Origin of the sequence: Bradyrhizobium sp. C-145 (assembly GCF_023375135.1) — a bacterium.
GTDB lineage: Bacteria > Pseudomonadota > Alphaproteobacteria > Rhizobiales > Xanthobacteraceae > Bradyrhizobium > Bradyrhizobium zhanjiangense.
Window position 1 is genome coordinate 1,710,292 of sequence record NZ_CP088150.1, and the last position, 18,118, is coordinate 1,728,409.

The 18,118-nt window shown below is 65.2% G+C and carries 15 protein-coding genes and 1 pseudogene; 6 read left to right on the forward strand and 10 right to left on the reverse strand.

From position 1 onward, the window contains the following. Nucleotides 1–47: 47 nt before the first annotated feature. Both LRP30_RS08010 and LRP30_RS08015 read right to left on the reverse strand, forming a co-directional pair. A complete protein-coding gene (locus tag LRP30_RS08010; protein WP_249759951.1) occupies nucleotides 48–1,076 on the reverse strand; it encodes a TIGR01620 family protein in 1,029 nt (342 codons plus the stop codon). Continuing rightward, nucleotides 1,073–2,542 carry a YcjX family protein gene (locus LRP30_RS08015; protein ID WP_249759952.1) on the reverse strand — a complete coding sequence of 490 codons (1,470 nt, stop codon included), beginning with the start codon at nucleotides 2,540–2,542 and terminating at the stop codon, nucleotides 1,073–1,075. Before LRP30_RS08015 ends, LRP30_RS08010 begins: the two co-directional genes overlap by 4 nt. A 178-nt stretch (nucleotides 2,543–2,720) precedes the next feature. Between LRP30_RS08015 and LRP30_RS08020 the strand changes: the two genes are divergently transcribed. Beyond that, on the forward strand, nucleotides 2,721–3,416 hold the full coding sequence (locus LRP30_RS08020) for a hemolysin III family protein (protein ID WP_249759953.1): 696 nt from the start codon (nucleotides 2,721–2,723) through the stop codon (nucleotides 3,414–3,416). A 53-nt stretch (nucleotides 3,417–3,469) separates the two neighbouring features. After that, nucleotides 3,470–4,264 (forward strand): SDR family oxidoreductase, encoded by a 795-nt coding sequence (locus LRP30_RS08025; RefSeq protein WP_128931638.1) that lies wholly within the window; start codon nucleotides 3,470–3,472, stop codon nucleotides 4,262–4,264. A 170-nt stretch (nucleotides 4,265–4,434) separates the two neighbouring features. On the opposite strand, the gene LRP30_RS08030 is transcribed toward LRP30_RS08025, so the two are convergent. Continuing rightward, nucleotides 4,435–4,896: a MarR family transcriptional regulator gene (locus LRP30_RS08030; protein ID WP_249759954.1), complete on the reverse strand. Its 462-nt coding sequence runs from the start codon at nucleotides 4,894–4,896 to the stop codon at nucleotides 4,435–4,437. Between the two features lie 74 nt (nucleotides 4,897–4,970). On the opposite strand from LRP30_RS08030, the pseudogene LRP30_RS08035 reads away from it, so the two are divergent. Continuing rightward, nucleotides 4,971–5,734, forward strand: a pseudogene (locus LRP30_RS08035) (SDR family oxidoreductase). Between the two features lie 44 nt (nucleotides 5,735–5,778). On the opposite strand, the gene mdlC reads toward LRP30_RS08035, so the two are convergent. The 4 genes from mdlC to LRP30_RS08055 all read right to left on the reverse strand — a co-directional run bounded on the left by mdlC (nucleotide 5,779) and on the right by LRP30_RS08055 (nucleotide 10,693). Continuing rightward, nucleotides 5,779–7,401 carry a benzoylformate decarboxylase gene (mdlC, locus tag LRP30_RS08040; protein ID WP_249759956.1) on the reverse strand — a complete coding sequence of 541 codons (1,623 nt, stop codon included), beginning with the start codon at nucleotides 7,399–7,401 and terminating at the stop codon, nucleotides 5,779–5,781. Between the two features lie 142 nt (nucleotides 7,402–7,543). Beyond that, the gene (locus tag LRP30_RS08045; protein WP_249759957.1) at nucleotides 7,544–8,395 is read right to left on the reverse strand and encodes a MaoC family dehydratase N-terminal domain-containing protein; all 852 of its coding nucleotides are present in this window, start codon (nucleotides 8,393–8,395) and stop codon (nucleotides 7,544–7,546) included. Between the two features lie 15 nt (nucleotides 8,396–8,410). Then, nucleotides 8,411–9,514 (reverse strand): CaiB/BaiF CoA-transferase family protein, encoded by a 1,104-nt coding sequence (locus tag LRP30_RS08050; RefSeq protein WP_249759958.1) that lies wholly within the window; start codon nucleotides 9,512–9,514, stop codon nucleotides 8,411–8,413. 9 nt (nucleotides 9,515–9,523) lie between these two features. Beyond that, nucleotides 9,524–10,693, reverse strand: coding sequence for an acyl-CoA dehydrogenase family protein (locus tag LRP30_RS08055; RefSeq protein ID WP_128944760.1), 1,170 nt, complete (start codon nucleotides 10,691–10,693; stop codon nucleotides 9,524–9,526). Between the two features lie 125 nt (nucleotides 10,694–10,818). Between LRP30_RS08055 and LRP30_RS08060 the strand changes: the two genes are divergently transcribed. Further along, nucleotides 10,819–11,739 (forward strand): LysR substrate-binding domain-containing protein, encoded by a 921-nt coding sequence (locus LRP30_RS08060; protein WP_128931645.1) that lies wholly within the window; start codon nucleotides 10,819–10,821, stop codon nucleotides 11,737–11,739. Nucleotides 11,740–11,996: 257 nt separating this feature from the next. Here LRP30_RS08060 and LRP30_RS08065 read toward each other — a convergent pair whose 3' ends face one another. Both LRP30_RS08065 and LRP30_RS08070 read right to left on the reverse strand, forming a co-directional pair. Next, nucleotides 11,997–13,271 carry a cytochrome P450 gene (locus tag LRP30_RS08065; RefSeq protein ID WP_249759959.1) on the reverse strand — a complete coding sequence of 425 codons (1,275 nt, stop codon included), beginning with the start codon at nucleotides 13,269–13,271 and terminating at the stop codon, nucleotides 11,997–11,999. Nucleotides 13,272–13,462: 191 nt separating this feature from the next. Beyond that, on the reverse strand, nucleotides 13,463–14,728 hold the full coding sequence (locus LRP30_RS08070; protein ID WP_249759960.1) for a cytochrome P450: 1,266 nt from the start codon (nucleotides 14,726–14,728) through the stop codon (nucleotides 13,463–13,465). A 385-nt stretch (nucleotides 14,729–15,113) separates the two neighbouring features. Between LRP30_RS08070 and LRP30_RS08075 the strand changes: the two genes are divergently transcribed. Then, a complete protein-coding gene (locus LRP30_RS08075) occupies nucleotides 15,114–16,259 on the forward strand; it encodes a DUF898 family protein (RefSeq protein WP_249761725.1) in 1,146 nt (381 codons plus the stop codon). Between the two features lie 3 nt (nucleotides 16,260–16,262). Further along, nucleotides 16,263–17,375: a M48 family metallopeptidase gene (locus tag LRP30_RS08080; protein ID WP_249759961.1), complete on the forward strand. Its 1,113-nt coding sequence runs from the start codon at nucleotides 16,263–16,265 to the stop codon at nucleotides 17,373–17,375. 6 nt (nucleotides 17,376–17,381) lie between these two features. Here LRP30_RS08080 and upp read toward each other — a convergent pair whose 3' ends face one another. Continuing rightward, the gene (gene upp, locus LRP30_RS08085; protein WP_091881044.1) at nucleotides 17,382–18,011 is read right to left on the reverse strand and encodes a uracil phosphoribosyltransferase; all 630 of its coding nucleotides are present in this window, start codon (nucleotides 18,009–18,011) and stop codon (nucleotides 17,382–17,384) included. Nucleotides 18,012–18,118: the final 107 nt, after the last annotated feature.

The following is an 18,118-nucleotide window of genomic DNA, read 5'->3' on the forward strand; positions in this document are numbered from 1 at the left end:
GTGAGCCGACCCTCCCCCTCCAGGGGAGGGTAAGGACGAGCAGAGCCCTACTCCTCCTCGTCTTTCTTCCGCAACAGATCCGTCGCGAGGTCCGACAGCTTCGGCTGCGGCAGGGCCGCGAACGGCAGCGGCCGCGTGACTTCGATCGCGGCAAGGCCGAGCCGTGCCGTCAGCAGACCGTTGAGCACGCCTTCGCCGAGCCGCTGCGACAGCTTCGCGGCGATGCCGTGGCCGAGCATCTGCTGCACCAGGCTGTCGCTCGCGGCCATGCCGCCGGTGATGGCAAGATGGGCGATGACGTGGCGGAGCAGGCGGATCATGCCGAGCGCGCCGGGGCGGCCGCCATAGAGGTAGGCGAGCTGGCGGATCAGGCGCAGCGCGGCGACGAACACGAACAGCACGTCGATCGCCGCGCGCGGCGAGACTGCCGTGACGATCGAGACCTTTTGCGCGGCCGACGACACCAGCCGCCGCGCCTCCGCATCCAGCGGCGACATCAACTCGCGCTCGGCGAGCCGGATCATGTCGGCGCCGTCGATGATCTCGCCGGCATGGCTCTCCAGCGTCGCGCGGGCGCGTGCGAGCTGCGGATTCTGGTGCGCGATGTTCAGGAGGTCCTGCACGATGACGCGGCTCTCCTTGCGATCGTCACTGGCAAGCACCGTCGCGGCGCGCTGATGCAGTTTCTCGATGGTCGCGAGCCGTGCCAGCCCGAACGCCTCGCGCCCGATCACGACGGCAAGCGCAAGCGCGGTGACGAAAGCGAAAGCGAGGCCGACCATGCCGAGGCTTTCGCTGCGCGCAAACAGATCCTCGATCAGACGGACGACACCGAGCCCGGTACCGAGCAGCGTCAACCCGGCGAGCCCGGACCAGAACATCGTGCCCCAGGGAAAGCCGCGCCGCGCCGGAAGCGTGGTTTGAACCGGCACCGGCAGCGCCAGTGGATCGGGCTCCGGCGTGATCTGGATGGTGCCGCGACTGATCCGTCCCGTCTCGTCGGCTTCGGTGACGACGACACTGGGATCGTCCAGCCGGAACGTCGCGGGCCGCCGCTGCTGGGATCGCTCGTTCATGAGAGCTTGTCTCCGATCAGGAACTGCAAGGCACGGTCGAGGCGGATGTGTGGCAGGGCCGGCTCTTCCGTGCCCTCGTGCTCGAGCTTCGGCGGGCGGAAGCGCAGGAAGCGGAAATCACTCTTCTCGGCGGCCTGCGTCGAGAGCCCGCGGAACGCGTCCGTACCGTTGAACAGCGGTTCGGGATCCAGCGGCAAATCGCCTGGAAAGGTCGCAACCTCAGTGTTGCCGTCGAAGAATTCGCCGCCGGCACTTTCGCCCGCGGCGGGCGTTCCCAGGATCGACGGCAATTTGTCGCGGCCACGCGCCACCTGCGCCTCGCGCGTGGCGCGTATGGCGGCGAGCGCCACCACGTCGATCTCCGCGCCGGTATTTTCCGCGCGCGTAACCGCGCCGGTGACCGCACGGCGCAGCACGGCCTCGAGCCGGTCGTGGCTGGAATGATGCAGATGGTCCGCCTTGGTCGCCGCGAACAGGATGCGGTCGATGCGTGGCCGGAACAGGCTGGAGAGCAAAGTGCTGCGACCGATGTTAAAGCAATCCAGAATGCCGGCAAGCGCGGCTTCGAGATCGTGCAGCGCTTCGGGTCCGGAGTTGAACGCGGTGAGCGCATCGGCCAGCACGATCTGGCGGTCGAGCCGCGCAAAATGATCGCGGAAGAACGGCCGCACCACCATGTCCTTGTAGGCGTCATAGCGGCGCACCATCATCGCCCATAGCGATCCCTCCGGCGCCCGCCCGCCGGCAGGCACGTCGAGCGGCGCAAAGGTCAGCGCCGGCGTGTCGGCGAGACTGCCGGGCATCAGGAAGCGGCCGGGGGGCAAGAGGCTCATCGCGAAGCGCTCGTCGCGGCACGCGCGCAGATAATCGGTGAAGAGTTTCGCGGCCGTCAGTGTTGCCTGCTCATCCTCGCGTGCGTCGGGCTTGAGCGTTGCGAGATGCGCGTGCCAGTCCGTTGCCAGATGCGCACGCGGCGCCTCACGCGACAGCGCCAGGCTTTCCGCCGACCATTGCTCAAAACTCTTCTGCAGCAGCGGCAGATCCAGCAGCCATTCGCCGGGATAGTCGACGATGTCGAGCGTGAGCGTGCGGTCGGCGCCATTCGGGCGCTGGTAGTCGATGACGAGACGGAGCTCGCTGATATCGACGGTCGAGCTCGGCCAGCGCCGCTCCTCGATCAGTGCGCGCAGATGGTTCTCATAGGCAAAGCGCGGCACGGCATCATCGGGCTGCGGCGCCAGATGCGCCCGCGCGATCCGGCCCGAGGCATAGGCCTCGAACACCGGAAACCGGCCGCCGCGGGTGAGGCCGTGAATCAGCGCCGTGATGAATACCGTCTTACCGGCCCGCGACAGGCCGGTGACGCCAAGCCGCACCGTCGGATTGAAGAAATGCTCGCCATAGTCGATCAGCGCCCTCGCCGACAGCCGCGCCTCCTCGACCATATCCTGGAAACTGAATATCATATGAACGTTAGGGGATCTCGGGCGGGAGGAATGTGCGACCGTTCACAAAAGTGGCAACTGCCTGAGGAAAATCAAGCTTCATACTTCCACCGCCTTTGTCGGCAAATCAGCCGTTTGAACGATGCGCCGATCTCGAAGGACCCATACAAGAGGGCATTGCCACGCTTTGCGGATTGCCATGACCGTCTTCCAACTGAAACAGCTTGCATCCAGCTCCGTCCACGCCGCAGCCGACGCGATGGGCTGGAACTACGATCGCGCCGAGCTGATCGCCGACGGCGTCGTGCATGCGATCGGCGTCCTCTTCGGCATCATCGCAGCGACCGTGCTGGTGGTGCTGGCCGCGGTCTATTCCGACGCCACCGACATCGTCGGCGTCTCGATCTACGTCGCCGGCTTGATCTCGATGCTGGTGCTGTCGGCGACCTATAATCTCTGGCCGGTGTCGCCGGCCAAATGGCTGCTGCGGCGGTTCGACCATTCCGCGATCTATCTGTTGATCGCGGCGACCTACACGCCGTTCATCCTGGAGGTGAAGGACAGCGTGTTCGCGCTGGTGCTGCTTGCCGGCGTCTGGTGCGTGGCGATCCTCGGCATCGTGCTGAAGCTGCTCTATCCCGGCCGGTTCGACCGGGTCTCGGTCGGCATCTATCTCGCGATGGGCTGGAGTGGCCTCATGATCTACGACGCCGTCGTCAGGGCGTTGCCCGCGCTGGTGCTGGGCTTCATCCTTGCAGGCGGCCTGCTCTACAGCTTTGGCGTGATCTTCCACGCCTGGCGGCGGCTGCGCTTCCAGAATGCGATCTGGCACGGCTTTGTCTTGGCCGGCGCGGCGTGTCATTATACCGCGGTGCTCGACCTCGTGTTGAGCTGAGCAAGCCGCGAAGCGGTATAAGAGACGCGGTCCAAGACAAGAGGAGACGTCGCATGCAGGTGACCGGCAAGGTCGTGGTCGTCACGGGCGGCGCCAATGGCATCGGTAAGGCGCTGTGCGAGGCTTTTCACGAGGCGGGTGCAGCCAAGGTCGTCGTCGCGGACATGGATGCCGCCAATGCGAGGGCGGTCGCGGCCATGGTGGATGGGGCCGCCTTCAAATGCGACGTCGCGCAGGAAAAGGACATTGCGCACGTCATCGAGGAGACCGAGCGGCAGTTCGGCCCGATCGAATTGTTCTGCTCCAATGCCGGCATCGGCGGCGGCTTCGATCCGATGTCGGAAAATGCCGGCGGCGCCTCCGACGAGCCGTGGCAGCGCAGCTGGGCGATCCACGTCATGGCCCACGTCTATGCCGCGCGGCATCTGATCCCGCGCATGAAGGCGCGCGGCGGCGGCTATTTCCTTAACACCATCTCGGCCGCGGGCCTGTTGTCGCAGGTCGGCAGCCCGGCTTATTCGACGACAAAGCACGCCGCGGTCGGCTTTGCCGAAAATCTCGCGATCTCGCACAAGGCCCACAACATCAAGGTTTCGATCCTCTGCCCGCAGGGCGTCGACACCAACATGCTGCGCTCGATCCCGAAAGGCCCGCAATCCGGCGACGGCGACCTGACGCCGGAGCAGGTGGCGAAAGACGTGCTCGCCGGCCTCGAACAGGAGACGTTCCTGATCCTGCCGCACCCCCAGGTGCTCGGCTACATGCGCAAAAAGACCGAGAATTACGACCGCTGGATCGGCGGCATGGCCAAGATCCAGGCGAAGATGCGGGAGGAGTTCGGGAAGTAGGGAGGGAGTGCCGCAATTTCGGTGTCGTCCTGGCGAAGGCCAGGACCCATACCGCGAGGTCTACCGATCTAGCCGCGATAGGAGTACCGAACGGCAAGTCTTCGCCAAACTACTCCTTGGGGTAATGGGTCCTGGCTTTCGCCAGGACGACGATGGGGCGAGCTACACGGCTACGCCGCACTCCGCCCCTCCTCCTCCATCCGGCTTTGCCTGAGCGCCCGCGCATAGAGCATCATCCCCTCGCGCACAGTGCGCTGCTCGGCCTCCGTCAACGCCGCCAGCGCTCCGCTCACCTGCTGGCGCCCAAACGCGTGCAGCGCCTCCAGCGTGCGCCGTCCCTTCGCTGTCAGCGACAGCAGCTTGCTGCGTGCATCAAGCTCATCCGGCGTCTCCCTGAGCTCGCCGCAGTCGATCAGCTTGCGCACCAGGCGGCTGACGCTGGATTTCTCCAACCGCAGGAAATCGCCGAGCTGTCCCGAGGTCATGGGCCCGCGGATGCCGATTTCGAGGATGGTGTGCACCGCCGACGGCGGATAGTCCGATGCCGCCACCGTCGCGTCCATGAAGCCGAGCTCGCGCACCATCAGGCGCGAGGCGGCGCGGATGTCGTCGATCAGCGAAAGCTCGGCCATCTTGACTCCTGATTATAGTTGTATCATACAACTATATGCGTGCAACGGCGCGCGCAAGCGTTTTGGAGTGAGCCATGAGCGGAACTTTGCCGGCGGGGATGCGGATGAGGGGCAAGGTCTGCCTGGTGACGGGCGGCGGCAGCGGCATCGGCCGTGCCACCGCGCTGCGGATGGCGTCCGAAGGCGCGGAAGCGATTTTTGTCGCGGGCCGGCGCGAGGCCGAGATCGAAGCAACCGCCGCGGCATGCGGCGAGCTCGGTGCCTTGGCCATTCCGGTCAAGACCGACATCACGCGAGAGGACGACGTCGCGCGCCTCGTTAGCACGGCCATGAAGCGCTGCGGCCGGCTCGACGTGGCCTTCAACAATGCCGGATTCCAGGAGCGCCGCGCGCCGCTGGAGGAGCAGGGCACTGATATCTACGACAGCGTGTTCGACACCAATGTCCGCGCGCTGTTCCTGTGCCTGCGCCACCAATTGCCGGCAATGCTCGCGAAGGGCCGCGGCAGCATTGTCGTCAACGCCTCCGTCAGCGGCGTGCGCAATCCCAATCCCGGCTTCTCGCTCTACTCGGCCTCCAAGGCTGCCGCGATTTCGCTGACGCGTTCGGCCGCGATGGAGAATGCCCCGCGAGGCATCCGCATCAACGCCATCGCCCCCGGCCGCGTCGTCACCGACATGATGCTTCGCGCCGGCGTCGGCGATGTCGCAACGGTGAGCGCCGGCCTGCCGCTGCGGCGGATGGGGAGCCCGGAGGAAGTGGGAGGCGGTGGTGTGGCTGGCGTCGGACGCGTCGTCGTATGTCGTGGGAGGCGGATGGGGGATTTTTGGCGTCGTAGTGGTGCATGCGAGCCAGGACGACGGTGAAGATATGGCCTGCGTCCTAATGCTTCTGCCCGTACAGCACCGGCACCGCCGCATCCACGATCACCTCGACGAGGCTCGTGCCCTCGTGTGCCATCCCGCGCTTCAGCGCCTCGCCCAGCTCCGCCGCCTTGCTCACCCGCACCGCATGGCAGCCCATGCCTTCGGCGAGCCGCACGAAATCGATCCCCGGCAGCTCCAGCCCGGGCACGTTGCGCACCTGCATCACCTGGCTGAACGAGCGCATGGCGCCGTAGCCGGAATTGTTGATGACGACGACGGTGAGCGGCAGCTTGCGCTGCACGGCGGTCCATAGCGCCTGCATCGAATACATCGCCGAGCCGTCGCCGATCAGGCAGACCGTGCGCTGCTTTGGCTTGCCGAGCGCCATGCCGACCGCGGCGGGCAGGGAGTAGCCGAGGCCGCCGCTCGCCATTGTGTAAAAACTGTCCTGGCCGCGCATCGGCATGAATTTCTGCATCGCCGGGCGGTGCGAGGGCACCTCCTCGACCAGCGACGCGCCCTCAGGCATCGCCTGCGACAGCGAGTGCAGCAGGAAGTCGACGGGCAGCGGATCGGCGGCTTGCGGCGGCGGCGGCAGCGTGCGGCCTTTCGGCGTCGACCGCTTGCTCTCCGGCAAAAGGTCGAGCAGCAGGCTCAGCGCCGGCTTGATGGTGGCGATGATACTGGTGCCGACCGGCGTCACCGCCGCCGCATCCGGATCATCCGTGATCTGGAAGATCGTCGCGCCGCCGTCGAAGATCGCGGCATGGCCCTCGACATGGAAGGTAAACACCGGTGCGCCGATCACGATCACCAGATCGTGCTCGCGTAGCGCATCGGACAGCTGCGCGGGCGACGCATGCAGGAAGCCCGCGAATTGCGGATGCCGCTCGGGAAACGAGCAGCGCGCCGAGAACGGGCTGACCCAGACGCTGGCCTTGGCCTTCTCGGCGACGCGCACCATCAGATCGACCGCGCCGGCGCGGTCGACGCCGGGACCGACGACGAGGGCGGGATGCTTGGCCGAACCGAGCGCAGCAACCAGCGCCTGCATCGCATCAGGTTCGGGTCCGATCTCGCGGCTGACCTTGCGGGCCTCGATGGGAGCTGCCGCATGCGCCCAGTCGTCGATCGGAATCGACACGAAGGTCGGCCCGCAGGGCGGCTGCATCGCGGTGTAATAGGCGCGCGCGATCGCGGCCGGCACGTCCTCGGGCCGTGCCGGCTCGACGCTGTATTTGACGTAAGGCCGCGGAAATTCGGAGGCGCGCTCGGCGTAGAGGAACGCCTGCAGCGGCAGGATCGAACGCGCCTGCTGGCCCGCGGTGATCACGAGCGGTGTCTGGTTGCGATGTGCGGTATAGATATTGCCGAGCGCGTTGCCGACGCCGGCCGCCGAATGCAAATTGACGAAGCCGGCATTGCGCGTCGCCTGCGCATAGCCGTCGGCCATGCCGACCGCGCTGGCTTCCTGCAGCGCCAGGACGTAGTCGATGTCATCGGGCCAGTCGCTCAGGAACGGCAGTTCGGTCGAACCGGGGTTGCCGAACACCCTGTCGATGCCGAAGGATCGCAGCAGGCCGAGCGTCGCCTGCTTCACTGTGACGGATTTGCTGCCGGTCTTGCCGTTCTTGGACATGGTTCCGTCCCTTGTTGGTTCTCGCGCAATCAGCCCCAACGTCATTGCGAGGAGCCCTTGCGACGAAGCAATCCAGACTATCTCCGCGGAGAGAGTCTGGATTGCTTCGCTCTGCTCGCAATGACGAGGAGGCCGCGGTGGCTTACCACACCGCCGTCCCCTTCATCGTCGGCTGCCCTTCCGCGTTCGCGGTCCACAGCTCCATGCTCTCGCCGCTGTCATTCGCGTTGATCGAGAACTCCGTGCCCTCGAACAGCGGCTGCACGCCACGATAGGTGAACCTCTTCGGCGCCTTGCCGCCGTGCAGTTTCGCCGCCATTTCGATGATCAGAGCCGCCTGCAACGGCCCGTGGAAGATCAAGCCCGGATAACCCTCGACCTTGGTGACGTAGTCGCGGTCGTAATGGATGCGGTGGCCGTTGAAGGTCAGCGCGGAGTAGCGGAACAGCAGCACGGGATCGGAGACATGGGTCTCGCGGTGCTGTGCCTTCGGAGGCGGGGGCGGAGCCTTTGCGGGCGCCGGCGCGCTGCTCGTCATCTCGCGATAGACGATGTCCTGCCGCTCGCGGATGGCGAGCCCGCGCGGCGAAGAGATGCTGTGCTCGACCGAGACGAAGCACAGCGTGCCGGTCGAGCCTGATTTCACCTGAACGTCGGCAATACGCGACGTCCGCGTCGATTCGTCGCCGACGCGCAGCGGCTGCAAAAACTCGATCTCGCCGCCGGCCCACATCCGGCGCGGCAGCGGTACCGGCGGCAGGAAGCCGCCGCGGGTCGGGTGACCGTCGGGGCCGAGCATCGACATCGGAAACACCGGCTGTGCCAGGCACCAATGCACCGTGAACGGTGCGGCATCGCCCGCCCTGGGCTCGCCGACCTCCTGGAACAGCGTCGCGCGCAGGCCCTTCACGAGCTGCGTGGTGACGATGTCGGTGGCCTCTGTGCTGCGGCCGATCCATTGCCGCAAGTGATCGATGTCGAGCTTCTCGGTCATGACGCCTCGCTCTTGTTATTTCCTGGATTGGGGACGGTCGCCGATGGCGGGCACCGGGCCATACGAGCGCGTCTCGCCGACGATGATCGGCGCCGGCGCGGGATAGCTGACGCGGCCGTTCGGCGTGTCGACCTCAATGCGGCGCAGATGGGGATGGTTGGTGAGATCGGCCATGGTGTTGACCTCGGCGAACGCGATGTCGGCGTCCGACAGCCGCTTGAGAAGCTCGTCGCGCGTCATCTTGCCGAAGATATCTGCGACCGTCTTGTCGGTGAAGTCGCGGTTGCGCACGCGCTCGACCATGTTGGCGACGCGCGGATCGCTCGGCAGATCCGGCTGGTCCAGCACCTTCGCGCAAAGCGTCTTCCACTCGCGCTCGCTCTGGATCGAGATCAGGATATCCTTGCCGTCCTTCGAGGTGAACACGCCGTAGGGCGCGATCGAGGGATGGCGCAGGCCCATGCGCTTGGGCGGATTGCCGGCTTCCGAGTTGAGCAGCGGCACGGTGCACCAATCGGCCATCACGTCGAACATGGAGATGCGGATGTCGGCGCCCTTGCCGGTGCGCCCGCGTGCGATCAGCGCTTCCAGGATCGCCGCATGTGCGGTGGCGCCGGTTGCGACGTCAACGATCGACATGCCGACGCGCGAGGCGCCGTCGGGGTTGCCGGTGATGGAGGCGAGGCCGCTCTCGGCCTGGATCAGAAGGTCATAGGCCTTGCGATGCGCGTAGGGGCCCTCATCGCCGTAGCCGGTGATGGTGCACGAGATCAGCTTGGGATAGTCCTTGAGCAGTCGCTCGCGCGAAAAGCCAAGCTTGTCCATCGAGCCCGGCTTGAGGTTCTGGATCAGCACGTCGGCGCTGGCGATCAGCTTCTCCAGCTCAGCGCAGCCTTCTTTCGTGGCGAGATCGACTACCGCCGATTGCTTGCCGCGGTTGAGCCAGACGAAATAGCTGCTCTGGCCCTTGGCCGCCGCGTCATAGCCGCGGGCGAAATCGCCTTCCGGCCGTTCGATCTTGATCACCTCGGCGCCGGCATCCGCCAGCCGCGAGGAGCAGAACGGCGCTGCCACCGCCTGCTCGACCGCAATCACCCTGATCCCGTCCAGTGCTCCCATGGCGCGACCTCAATACGAGCGAGGCATGCCGAGCACGTGCTCGGCGACATAGGACAGCACGAGATTGGTCGAGATCGGCGCCACCTGATAGAGCCGCGTCTCGCGGAATTTGCGCTCGACGTCGTATTCCTCGGCGAAGCCGAAGCCGCCATGGGTCTGGATGCAGGCATTGGCCGCCTCCCAGGACGCATCCGCCGCGAGCATTTTCGCCATGTTGGCCTCGGCGCCGCAGTCGAGGCCGGCCTCGTATTTGCGCGTGGCTTCCTTCACCATCAGCTCGGCCGCACGCATCGAGGCATAGGCCTTGGCGATCGGGAACTGGATGCCTTGATTTTGGCCGATCGGCCGGCCGAAGACTGCGCGCTCCTTGGCGTAATTGGTGGCCTTGGCGATGAACCATTTGGCGTCGCCGACGCATTCGGCCGCAATCAAAATGCGCTCGGCATTCATGCCGGAGAGGATGTAGCGAAAGCCCTTGCCTTCCTCGCCGATCAGATTCTCGGCCGGCACCTTCATGTCGGTGAAGAACACTTCCGTGGTGGCGTGGTTCATCATGGTGCGGATCGGGCGGATCTCGAGGCCATGGTTCTTGGCCTCGCGCATGTCGACGATGAACACCGAAAGCCCGTCCGTGCGCCTCTTGACCTGCTCCTTCGGCGTGGTGCGCGCCAGCAGGATCATCAGGTCGGAATGCTCGGCGCGGCTGGTCCAGATCTTCTGGCCGTTGACGATGTAACTGTCGTTGCCTTCTTTGCGCGCGAAGGTTTTCAGCGAGGTGGTGTCGGTGCCGCTGGTCGGCTCGGTGACGCCGAAGGCCTGCAGGCGCAATTCGCCGCTCGCGATTTTCGGCAGATACTTCGCCTTCTGCTCGGCATTGCCGTGCCGCAGCACCGTGCCCATCGTGTACATTTGGGCGTGGCAGCCGCCGCCATTGCATCCCGCGCGCTGGATCTCTTCGAGGATCGCAGCCGCGGCGGAGAGCTTCAAGCCAGCGCCGCCATATTCCTCGGGGATCAGCACCGAGAGATAGCCGGCCTCGGTCAGCGCATCCACGAAGGCCTTGGGGTAAGCCATCTCGCGATCGAGCTTGCGCCAATATTCGCCGGGAAACTGCGCGCAGAGTTTTGCGACGGCTTCGCGGATGTCGGCGTAATCTTCGGTGTGGTGTTCTTGACTCATGGCGTTTCCAATCAGTAGCGGCAGTTAAGATAACGCCGGCCAATCCTCTGGCGTTGTGAAAACAACGCCAGCCCCCTATGCTCATTTGTTATAGCGTATGGAGTAGCCTTCCAGGATTGGCAAGCATGGATTTCCGGCAGCTCAGGACCTTCAGTTGCGTGGCGGAGCTCGGCAGCCTGTCCAAGGCCTCCGACACGTTGCGTGTGGCGCAGCCGGCGCTGAGCCGCCAGATCAAGCTCCTGGAACACGAGCTGCGCACCGAGCTGTTCACGCGCAACGGCCGCGGCATGGTGCTGACCGACGCCGGCCGCCTGCTGCTGGCGCGCACCTCCGGCATCGTGCGGCAGATCGACCAGATCCGCGACGACATCCAGTCGGCCAAGGGACCGCCCTCGGGCCAAGTTGTGCTCGGCCTGGTTCCGACCGTGAGCTGCGTGCTGTCGGCGCGTTTTGCGCGGCGCTGCGTCGAGAAATTTCCCGGCATCTCGCTGCGCATCGTCGAGAGCTACAGCGGCCATCTCGTCGAATGGCTGCACCGCGGCGAGATGGATCTTGCCATCCTCTATGGACGCTCGGCCGATCTGCATCTCAATGTGCAGAGCTTGGGGCGCGACAACATCGTCGCGGTCGGCCCGCGCGGCTGTGGTCTCGCGCGCAGGAAGAGCGTCGATATCGGCTGGCTGCTGCGACAACGCCTGGTGCTGCCCAGTCATTCCCACGGCCTCCGCGCCCTGATCGAGCACGCGGCCGCCCAGCGCAAGATCAAGCTCGACGTCCAGTTAGAAGCGGATTCGTTCCGCGTGCTGACGAGCCTGGTCGAGGAGGGCCTTGGTTTCGCGCTGCTGCCGCCCTCATCCGTCCACGGCGAGGTCGCGGACGGGCGGCTGGAGACCGCGCCCGTATCCAAGCCGATGACGCGCGAGCTCATTTTCGCTTCTCCGATCGATCGTCCGGCCTCGACGGCCTCGCTCGCCATCACCGCGCTTCTGCGCGAGGAAGTCGCCGCCTGCCGCAAGGAAGGGGTGTGGGACATCAGGCTCGCTTGATCTTCGCCTCGGGGCGAGGGAGCGCACCGAACGCTGCCGCGCCAGCGGTTTAGGGCACAAGCCCGCAGCCGGCCCTTCGCATCTTGAGCGAGCTGTCATGCCGGAATTTTATAGCTGGCGGGCGTCAACGCGCTGCGGCTACGAGTGTGCAAAGCCTCGTCATTGCGAGCGCAGCGAAGCAATCCAGGATTCCTCTGCGGTGACAGTCTGGATTGCTTCGTCGCAAGAGCTCCTCGCAATGACGGAGGATGGGGCCATCACCCCGGAATCCGCACCGGCAGCGACTCATACCCCTTGATGAAGCTCGAATAGATCCGCTTCGGCTCGCCGACCACCTCGATGCGGTCGAAGCGCTTCAGCATCTCCTCCCAGACGATGCGGAGCTGAAGCTCGGCAAGGCGCATGCCGACGCAGCGGTGGATGCCGAAGCCGAAGGAGAGGTGGGTGCGCGGCCGCGGGCGGTCGATGATGAAGTCGTTCGGCCGCTCGAACATCTCCTCGTCGCGGTTGCCGGAGACGTACCACATCACGACGCGGTCACCCTTGCGGATCGGCTTGCCGCCGATCTCGGTGTCGGCAAGCGCGGTGCGCCGCATATGCGCCAGCGGAGTCTGCCAGCGGATCACCTCCGGCACCATGGAATCGATCAGCGCCGGATTGGCCCGCAACTTGTCGTACTGCTCGGGGTTCTCATTCAGCGCCAGCACCGAGCCGGTCATGGTGTTGCGCGTGGTGTCGTTGCCGCCGACGATGAGCAGGATGATGTTGCCCATGAGATTGTCGGGATCCATGAACCGCGTGGCGTCGTTGTGCGCCATCAGCGACAACAGGTCATTGCGCGGCGCGGAATTGACGCGCTCGTTCCACAGCTTCGACATGTAGGCATAGCACTCGTCCATCTCGCGGCGGCGCTCCTCGGCGGAGGCGACGATGCCGCTCTTGGGCAGCGCGGTGGAGACGTCGGACCAGCGCGTCAGCTTGCGCCGCTCCTCCCAGGGGAAGTCGAACAGGGTCGCCAGCATCTGCGTCGTCAGCTCGATCGAGACGCGCTCGACGAAGTTGAAGGTCTCGTTGCGCGGCAGATTGTCCAGCACCGTCTGCGAGCGCTGCCGGATCAGTTTTGCCAGCTCGTCCAGGTGTTGAGGGGTGAACATCGGCGACACCGTCTTGCGCTGCGCCGAATGCCGGGGCTGGTCCATGGCGATGAAGCTCGGCCAGTCGTAGCCCTCCGGCACGTCGCGGATCGAGATGCCGCCGAGCGTCGAGTCCGAGGAGAAGATGCCGTGATTGGTGTCGACATGCATGATGTCGTTGTACTTCACCACCGACCAGTACGGCTCGATCGGCGCGTTGGTGCAGTAATGCACCGGCTCTTCCTTGCGCAGCCGTTCGAACCACGGCCACAGCGTGTCGTCCTGGAACAGCCGGGGCGCGCCGGGGTGGAATTGTGCCAGCGGCGTCGCATAGGCCTCCTCGCGCGCCCTGCGCAGGCGTTCGACCTTGTACACTTTAACCGGCGCTTGGATGTTCATCGTCGTGGCTCCATTGTTTCTGCTCAACCTCTCCCGCTTGCGGGAGAGGTCGGCGCGCAGCGCCGGGTGAGGGTTCTATCCTCTTGGGGATTGTCCCGTTGCGGAGACACCCTCTCCCCAACCCTCTCCCGCAAGCGGGAGAGGGGGCGCAGCTTCCTCGTGGATATCGTTCGGGCTCATCTGCTGCAGATTTATGCCGCGATTTTCACCGGGAGCTCTTCCAGACCCTTCACGAAACTCGAATAGACCCGCTTGGGTTCGCCGACCACATCAATATGGTCGAAGCGCTTGAGAATTTCTTCCCAAATAATCCTGAGCTGGAGTTCGGCTAGCCGCAAGCCCACGCAGCGGTGGATGCCGAAGCCGAAGGAGAGGTGCGTGCGCGGGCGGGCGCGATCGATGATGAAATCGTAGGGCTTTTCGATCGCCTCCTCGTCGCGGTTGCCAGAGACGTACCACATCACGACCTTGTCACCCTTCTTGATCTGCTTGCCGCGGAACTCGAAATCGGAGAGCGCCGTGCGCCGCATATGCGCGAGCGGCGTCTGCCAGCGGATCACCTCCGGCACGAAGCTGTCGAGCAGATCAGGGTTTTGGCGCAGCTTGCGGTACTGCTCCGGATGCTGGCTCAACGCGAGAAGCGAGCCCGACATGGTGTTGCGGGTGGTGTCGTTGCCGCCGACGATCAAAAGGATGAGATTGCCGAGGAAGTTCTTCGCATCCATGTCGCGCGTAGCACTGCCATGCGCCATCATCGACAACAGGTCGCTCTTCGGCGGCTGCGCGATGCGCTCCTTCCAGAGGCGGGAGAAATAGGCCGCGCATTCCGTCAGCTCGGCCTGCCGTTCGTCTTCGCTCGCAACGAGGCCGTCGGGACCGGGAATGGTGGTGGCGATGTCGGACCAGCGCGTCAGCTTGCGGCGGTCCTCCCAGGGGAAGTCGAACAGCACCGCCAGCATCTGCGTGGTGAGCTCGATCGAGACGCGGTCGACCCAGTCGAACACCTCGCCACGCGGCAGGTTGTCCAGGCACTCGGCCGAGCGCTTGCGGATGTTCAGCGCGAGATTGTCCAGATGAGTCGGCGTGAACATCGGCGCCACGGTCTTGCGCTGCGCCGCATGCCGCGGCGGGTCCATCGAGATGAAGCTCTCGCGACGCAAGTCCGGATCGATGTCGCGGATGGTGATGCCGCCGAGCGAGGAGGCCGAGGAGAACACCGAATGATTGGTCTCGATCTCCATGATGTCGTTGTAGCGCGTCACCGACCAATACGGCCCGAACATCGAGTTCTTGCAGTAGTGCACCGGATCTTCCCGGCGCAGGCGGTCGAAATAGGGCCAGAACGTATCGGTCCTGAACAATTCAGGATCGCCCGGATCGAACTGCTCCAGCGGCAGCGACGTGGCGCGTGCGCGAAGTGCGTCGAGCGTGGCGGCGCTCTCGATGGTCCCATGCATGACCGCTCTCCCTGTGGTGAACCGCGCGTCGTTGAATTCTGCGCTGCGGCATTTGATTTGCAATTACAGCCGGTTGTCTGCGCCGGGGCAAGGGAGAGTTTGCCACATCCAACCTTTGCGGGAGGTGCGTAGCCTGGATGGAGCGCAAGCGTAATCCGGGGTTCGGGCCGCCACGACCGCTGACCCGGATTGCGCTGCGCTCCATCCAGGCTACGGGACGACAGATTTGCGACGTGATCCCCCTCACGCCTCTAACGGCGGAATCGTGCAAGAAACCAACTGGAATCGGGGTAAATCGAACCCGGTCATCTTGGGGATCGACTAACCTCTGATCTATAGTTTGGCCGTAACAGATCCGCACCCCGAGGTTGCCGCCGTGAACGACATGCAATGGGCCCCCATCGGCTCCGAACCCGTCCCGCCGCCGCGGCCGCCCACGCGAGTCGATTTCACCGGCAACCGCTCCGAGTTCCGCAAATTGGTCACCAAGGGTGCCATGCTCGAACTCGTCACCTTCGGCTTCTACCGGTTCTGGCTCGTCACCGACATTCGCCGTCATTTGTGGACGAACACCGCGGTGGACGGCGATGCCGCCGAATACACCGGACGGGCTAAGGAGCTCTTGGTCGGCTTCCTGTTCGCGCTCGCGATCTTGATGCCGATCTATCTCGCGTATTTTCTTGTCGGCATCGAATTCGAGCGCTGGCAGGGCTTCGCCTCGACGCCACTCTTCATCGCCTTGTACGCCTTCGGCCAATTCGCGATTTTTCGCGCGCGGCGCTATCGCCTGACGCGCACGGTCTGGCGTGGCGTGCGGTTCTGGATGGACGGCTCGGGCTGGGCCTATTCGCTCCGCGCCATGCTGTGGGGTGTGCTGGTGTTCCTGACGCTCGGCCTGGCGCTGCCCTGGCGCGAGGCTGCACTCGAACGCTACAAGATGCAGCACACCCATTACGGCGATCTCACCGGCGATTTCGAAGGCGACGGCTGGACGTTCTTCAAGCGCGGCTGGTGGCTGTGGCTGCTCAGCCCGATCGCGGTGCTGATCTTCCCGCTCGCGCCGTTCTTCTATGCCGAGTTCAAGGCGCGCGAATGGCGCTGGTGGCTCGACGGCATCCGCATCGGCGGCGTCAGCCTGTCCTCGCGCCTGCCTCATGACGCCTTCTACGGCCTGTACTGGAAGGTGATCGGCTGGTGGATGCTGCTCACGACCGCCTTCGCGGCCTACATGGGCGGCGGCGCCTTTCTCGTCGTCACCCTGACCGGCGTTTCGGCCGAAGAGGTGTTCGGGGCTGGCAATGCTGCCAAGAGCATCCCGATGGTTGTGATGATGGTGATCGGCTATTTCGCGCTCGCCCTTGCCGCCAACATCGTCATGCGGGTCTATCTTCAGCGCGATCTCTGGGCCAAGGTGCTGCAGACCGTCGAGGTGCACAACATCGCGGCCGCGGCGGATGTGCGCGGCAGCGGAAAGCTCGCCAGCGCGCTCGGTGAAGGCTTTGCCGATGGACTGGATGTTGCAGGATTTTGAGCTGTGAGTGAGTTGTCTGCCGAGGCCCCGGCGCAGTCCGTCAAGCCGACGATCTTCTTCGACGGCGTCTCGAGCCGCAGGCGTCAGGTGATGCTGTCGCTCGGTGACGTGCTCGAGATCGCCGAGGACGGCGAAGCGCCGGTTCGCTGGGCCTATGCCGATATCCGCCGTGCCGACGGCCCGGACGGAGTTTTGCGCTTGGCATCGACGTCAGCGCCGCCGCTCGCGCGGCTCGAGATCCGTGATGCCGCGCTTGCAGCGGATCTCACCGCGCGATGCTTGCGGCTCGACGAGCACCAGACCTCGCGCCGCGGCGTCGCAAAGATCGTGGGCTGGTCGGTGGCCGCCGCCGTCTCCATCGTCTGTGTCGTGCTGTTCGGCGTGCCGCTCGCCGCCGACCGGCTCGCGCCGCTGGTGCCGAAACCGATCGAGCGACGCATTGGCGATGCGTCCGAGGTCCAGGTCAAGACCATCTTCGGCCGCAGAGTGTGCGAGGACCCCGCGGGCAAGGTCGCATTCACAAAGCTCGTCAACCGCCTGCGCGATGCCGCCAGCCTCGATGACGATTCCACGACGGCGGGCGTGCTGCCGAGCCCGGTGCCGAACGCGTTCGCGCTGCCGGGCGGCAAGGTGTTCGTGCTGAAGGGCCTGCTCGACAAGGCTGAAAGCCCCGACGAGCTCGCCGGCATCCTCGCGCACGAGCTCGGTCATCTCAAGCATCACGACAACATGCGCGGCCTGATCTACAACGGCGGCACCTCGTTCCTGATCGGCCTGCTGTTCGGCGACGTCACGGGCTCTTCGGCGGTGATCTTCGCCTCGCGCAGTGTGGTCGAAGCGTCCTATTCGCGAGAGGCCGAGACCGGCGCCGACACTTTCGCCATCGAGATCATGCATGCGCTCGGCCGCTCGCCAAAACCCGCGGCCGAGCTGATGTTCCGCATCACCGGCAAGGAAGGCGGCTCTGGTCTGACAAATATCCTCGCCAGCCACCCGCTCACCGAAGACCGCCTCGCGCGCATGACCAGGGAAGATCGTCCCGCCAGCGGCCCGCCGCTGCTGACGAACAAGGAGTGGCAGTCGCTGAAGGGCATTTGCGGCGGCGGGAAGATCTAGCTCCGCTTATCGCGTCCCGTAAGCGCGGTCGCCGGCGTCGCCGAGGCCTGGCAGAATGAAGCCGTTCTCGTCGAGGCCTTCGTCGACCGCGGCGGTCCAGATCGGTACGTCCGGATGCAGACCTCGCAGCCGCTCAAGTCCTTCCGGCGCGGCGATCAGGCAGGCGAGGCGGATATCCTTGGCGCCGCGCTCCTTCAGCCGGTCGATGGCGGCCACGGCCGTATTGGCGGTGGCGACCACCGACGTCACCACGATCGCCAGGCGCTCGCCGAGATCGGACGGCGATTTGAAGAAGTACTCGACCGCGGCAAAGCTATGCGGCTCGCGGTAGAGCCCGATATGGGCGACGCGCGCGGTCGGCACCAGGTCCATCATGCCGTCGACGAAGGTGGTGCCGGCGCGCAGCATCGGCACGAACACCAGCTTCTTGCCGGCGATCTTGGCCGAGTGCATCCGCGCCAGCGGCGTGTCGACCACGACGTCGGTGAGCGGCAAATCGCGCGTCACCTCGTAGCAGAGCAGCATGCCGATCTCCTTGATCAGCTCGCGAAACGACTTGGTCGAGATGGACTTGTCCCGCACCAGCGTCAGCTTGTGCTGCACCAGTGGGTGATCGACGATCGTGACGCCTTGCATGATGGGATGCTCCTGAGTTCACAAAGGCTGTGCGCGAGGCTCGTCAACCTCTCCCGCGTGCGGGAGAGGTCGGCGCAAAGCGCCGGGTGAGGGCTCTGTCCTCTTGG